This is a genomic window from Promicromonospora kroppenstedtii DSM 19349, assembly GCF_000515355.1.
GTDB lineage: Bacteria > Actinomycetota > Actinomycetes > Actinomycetales > Cellulomonadaceae > Promicromonospora > Promicromonospora kroppenstedtii.
Genome location: NZ_KI911766.1, coordinates 1 through 4,459 on the forward strand (window position 1 = coordinate 1; position 4,459 = coordinate 4,459).

General features: G+C 73.3%; 4 protein-coding genes. 1 reads left to right on the top strand and 3 read right to left on the bottom strand.

Features of this window, described 5'->3' with window-relative positions; translation table 11 throughout:
- On the top strand, nt 1-1,109 hold a 1,109-nt coding region (locus tag PROKR_RS30010), incomplete at its 5' end, for a kynureninase (protein ID WP_036971595.1).
- Between the two features lie 100 nt (nt 1,110-1,209).
- Here the strand turns inward: PROKR_RS30010 and PROKR_RS30015 are convergent.
- From PROKR_RS30015 to PROKR_RS30025, 3 genes are all read right to left on the bottom strand, one after another.
- On the bottom strand, nt 1,210-2,847 hold the full coding sequence (locus tag PROKR_RS30015) for an AMP-binding protein (protein ID WP_036971598.1): 1,638 nt from the start codon (nt 2,845-2,847) through the stop codon (nt 1,210-1,212).
- A 231-nt stretch (nt 2,848-3,078) separates the two neighbouring features.
- A complete protein-coding gene (locus PROKR_RS30020) occupies nt 3,079-3,882 on the bottom strand; it encodes a serine hydrolase (protein ID WP_036971601.1) in 804 nt (267 codons plus the stop codon).
- 47 nt (nt 3,883-3,929) lie between these two features.
- Nucleotides 3,930-4,459 (bottom strand): type 1 glutamine amidotransferase (locus tag PROKR_RS30025; protein ID WP_036971604.1); only part of this gene is annotated, 530 nt, incomplete at its 5' end.

The window sequence follows — 4,459 nt, forward strand, 5'->3', positions numbered from 1 at the left end:
ACCTCGACGGCAACTCGCTGGGCCGGCCGCTGTCCGCGACCCGCGAGCGGCTGGCGTCGTTCGTCGACGGGCCCTGGGCGGCGCGGCTGATCCGGTCCTGGGACGAGAGCTGGATGGACGCGCCGACCGAGCTCGGCGACGAGCTGGGCCGGGTTGCGCTGGGCGCGGCGCCTGGCCAGACCGTCGTCGCCGACTCCACCACCGTGCTGCTCTACAAGCTGGCCCGCGCCGCCGTCGACGCGCGGCCGGGGCGGCGCGTGATCGTCGCCGACACCGAGAACTTCCCCACGGACCGGTTCGTGCTGCAGGGCATCGCGGCCGAGCGTGGCCTCGAGATCCGCTGGATCGCGCCCGACGCCGAGGCCGGCGTCACGCCCGACGAGGTGGCGGCCGCCGTCGGGCCGGACACCGCGCTCGTGCTGCTCAGCCACGTGGCCTTCAAGTCCGGTTATGTCGCCGACCTGCCCGCCATCACACGGGTCGTCCACGACGCCGGCGCTCTGGTCCTGTGGGACCTGTGCCACTCGGCAGGCTCGGTGCCGCTCGACCTGGACGCCGACGGCGTGGACATCGCCGTCGGCTGCACCTACAAGTACCTGAACGGCGGGCCCGGCTCGCCGGCCTTCGCCTACCTGGCCGCCGGCCTGCAGGGCGAGGTGCGCCAGCCGGTGCAGGGCTGGATGGGGGCCGCCGACCCGTTCGCGATGGGCCCCGAGTACGAGCCCGCGGCCGGCATCCGCCAGCTCATCAGCGGCACGCCGCCGATCGTCGGGATGCTGCCGATGCGGGACATGCTCGCCCTGATCGACCGGGCGGGCATGCCCGCCGTGCGTGCGAAGTCGCTCGCGCTGACCGGCTTCGCGATCGAGATCGCGGACGAGCACCTGCCCGGCGTGCGCGTTGCCTCACCGCGCGACCCGGAGCGCCGGGGTAGCCACGTCATGCTCGACCACCCGGACTTCAAGCGGGTGGTGGCGGACGCCTGGGCGCGGGGCGTGATCCCGGACTTCCGCCCGCCGCAGGGCCTGAGGGTGGGCCTGTCGCCGCTGTCGACGAGCTTCACGGAGCTGGCGGAGGGGCTCTGGGCGGTCCGTACGCTGCTGGGCTGAACCTGATCACCTTCGAGGCCTAAGTTTCTCCGCTTTGCGCCGTCGCAAAGCGAAGAAACTTAGGCCTCGAAGGCGATGGGTCGGTTAGTGTGTCCGGAGGTCAGGGCAGGTCCCGGCGGACGACCTTGCCCGTCGGGTTGCGAGGAAGCTCGTCCAGGAAGTGGATGTCGCGAGGGAGCGAGAAGCGCGGGAGCTCCGCCCGGAGCCGGTCCAGCAGGGCCTCCGCGGTGAGCGTCGCGCCCTCGCGCAGCACCACGTACGCGGCGAACCGGTGGCCGAACCGCTCGTCGGGCATGCCGAACACCGCGACGTCGGCGACTTCCGGCTGGGCCGTGATCGCGTCCTCCACCGGGCGCGGGAACACGTTCTCGCCGCCCGAGACGATCATGTCGTCGGCGCGACCCAGCACGTAGAGACGGCCCTCGTCGTCGAGCCGACCGCGGTCGCCCGTGGCCATCAGGTCGCCGAACATCGGCTTGCCCGTGCCGTTCGTGTATCCCTCGAACAGCATGCCGTTGCCCACGCAGATCTGGCCGACGGCGCCGCGGGGCACCGGCCGGCCGGCGTCGTCCAGGATGCCGATGCGGGTGCCGAGCGGGGGCCGGCCCGCCGTCGTCGGCTCCACGGCGAGGTCCTCGGGCGTCGAGATGGAGGCCCAGGAGGCCTCCGTCGAGCCGTAGAGGCCGTACAGGACCGGGCCGAACTCGTCGAGGAACTGGGTGATCCGGTCGGCGGGCATGGCCGATCCGGAGTAGGCGACGACGCGCAGCGCCGACGTGTCGTAGCGGGCCTTGACCTCCGCCGGCAGGTCGAGGATGCGCTGCAGCATCACCGGGACCGCGATCAGGGCGGTCACGCGGTGCTCGGCGATCATGCGAAGGGTCGTCTCGGGGTCGAAGCGCCGGGGCAGCACCAGCTCGGCGTGCAGCGCCATGCCGAGCTGCAGCGCCGCGAGCCCCCAGGTGTGGAAGATCGGCGTGGAGATCATCATCCGGTCGCCGGCCCGCAGCGGGATGACCGACAGCAGCGACGCCGCCTCGCTCAGCCCGTGCGGCTGCGGCCGGCGCGCGCCCTTCGGGGTGCTCGTGGTGCCGGAGGTCATGACGACGGTGCGGCCGGGGCGCTCGGGGATGGGCACCCGCGCCGGGTCTCCGTTCGTGATGAGCGCGGCGAGGTCGGGGGCGCCGTCGTCGGCCCAGGTGGTGTGCACGCCGAGGCCGGCGGGCAGGTCGAGGCCCTGGTCCAGGAACTCCTGGTCGGCGAGCAGCAGCACCGGCTGCTGCTCGGCGGCGACGGCGGAGACCTGCGCGGGGGAGAGGCCGGAGTTGAGCAGCAGCGTGGTCGCGCCGAGCTTCGCCAGGGCCACCATGGCCTCGATCAGGCCGCCGTGGTTGCGGCAGAGCACGGCGACGGGCGACCCGAGGCCGACGCCGCGGTCCCGCAGGGCGTTGGCCAGGCGGTTCGCGCGCTCGTCGAGCTCGCGGAAGGTCACGCTGCGCTGCTCGTCGGCGAACGCCGTCTGGTGCGGGGCGCGGACCGTGCTGGCGCGGTAGCCGCCGGCGATGGACGGGCCCCACGTGACGAGCTGCCAGACGGCCGCCACATCGCGGTGCACGCGCAGGCCCGGCGCCAGCACGCCTGAACGCACGAGGTAGAAGCCCTGGTTGAGCAGGTTCTCCTTGCGGTCGACCTGCGCGAGGCCGCTGTCGCGGACCTTCTCGGCACTGGTGGTCAGCACGTCGCCCCCTTTGGCTCGCCACTATTGCACCTGTATTCAATAGGAAGGGGATGCGGGAGGCAACCCTCGTCGGCCGGTCGGGGCCGCGAGACCTGTCCCCTTCGAGGCCTAAGTTTCTCCGCTTTCGGGCGGCCGAAAGCGAAGAAACTTAGGCCTCGAAGGGGAAGGAGCGAACGGGTAGAGAAGGAAGCCCGCGTCAGGGAGAGCGACCCGTCAGGCGAGCGCGACCTGTCAGGCGAGCGCGACCGCCAGGGCGCCCAGCGCCTTGAGGGTCTCCTCCGCGGCCTGCTCGTCGTAGCCGCGCGTGCACACCGCGATCACCAGGGCGTCCGGACCCGGCTCGCCCACGAAGGCGACGTCGTGCCGGATGCCGTCCACCCAGCCGGACTTGGAGCCGAACGGGACGGCGCCCGGCTCGCCCCGGCGGGGGACGGCGGCCGTGAGCTGCCGGTCCGTCTGCCGACCGAGCAGCTCGCACATCCAGGCGGTCCGCTCCGGACCCGCGAGCGCGCCCGTGACCAGCGCGGACATCAGCAGGCAGAGGTCGGCCGCGGTCGTGCGGTGCGAGGCTCCGGCCTTCTCGGCCGCCAGGTCCGAGTACTTGCGGCCGAAGGTCGACCGCGTGGCCCCGGCGTCGGCCAGCACCTGGTTCACGGCGGGGATGCCCACGCGCTCGGCCACCATGTTGGTCGCCTCGTTGGACGACACCGTGACCATCCGGTCGACGACGTCGCCCAGCGGCATCGGCGTGCCGTCGGGCGGCAGGCCCTCGTCGACGTCGTCGGGCTCGATCGTGTACTCGCCCGCGCCGGGCACCTGCGAGGTGAAGGTCCGGGTCGCGACGCACGTCTCGTCGAGGCTCGCCGTGCCGGCGTCGAGTGCGCGCGCGGCCGCCACCAGCACCGCGAGCTTCACGGTGGAGGCGGCGTAGAAGTCCAGGTCGTCCTGGCGCGCGGCGAGCACCTCGCCCGAGGCCCGCGCCACCCGGTAGGCCACCACCGGCACCCCGTCGCTGTGCGTCCCTGTCGAGACCATGTCCGTGCTCGTCCTCTCGTCGATCCTCGCCCTGCTTCGGTCACGGCCTACCTCGCGCCGGCGTGCACCACGTTCGCCCAGGCCTGTACCAGCGCACGCGACTGCGCCTCGTTCTCGGCCGCGTGCACCAGCGCTGCCTCGGCCAGCACGGCCCGGTCGATGCCCTGCTCCGAGAGCGCGGCCTCGTCCCAGGTCGCGATCCGTTCCGGCCGTGCCTCGGGGTGGAACTGCAGGCCCCAGGCCGCCTCGCCCACGCGGAACGCCTGGGTGCGGCAGACGTCGCTGGACACCAGCAGCGTCGCCGACGGCGGCAGCGTCGTCACGGAGTCCTCGTGGTTCTCGATCATCCACAGCGGGCCGTCCTGCACGCCGGGCAGGTCGCCGAAGACCGGGTCGTCCGCGGCGTCGGGCAGCATCGTGAGCGCGCACATGCCGCGCTCGGTCTCGCCCGACCGCGCCGTGACGCCGCCGCCCGTGACGTGCGCCAGGAGCTGCCCGCCGAGGCACAGCCCGAGCAGCGGCACGCCGTCGGCCAGGGCCTGGCCAGCCAGCGCACGCTCGCGGGCCAGGAACGGGT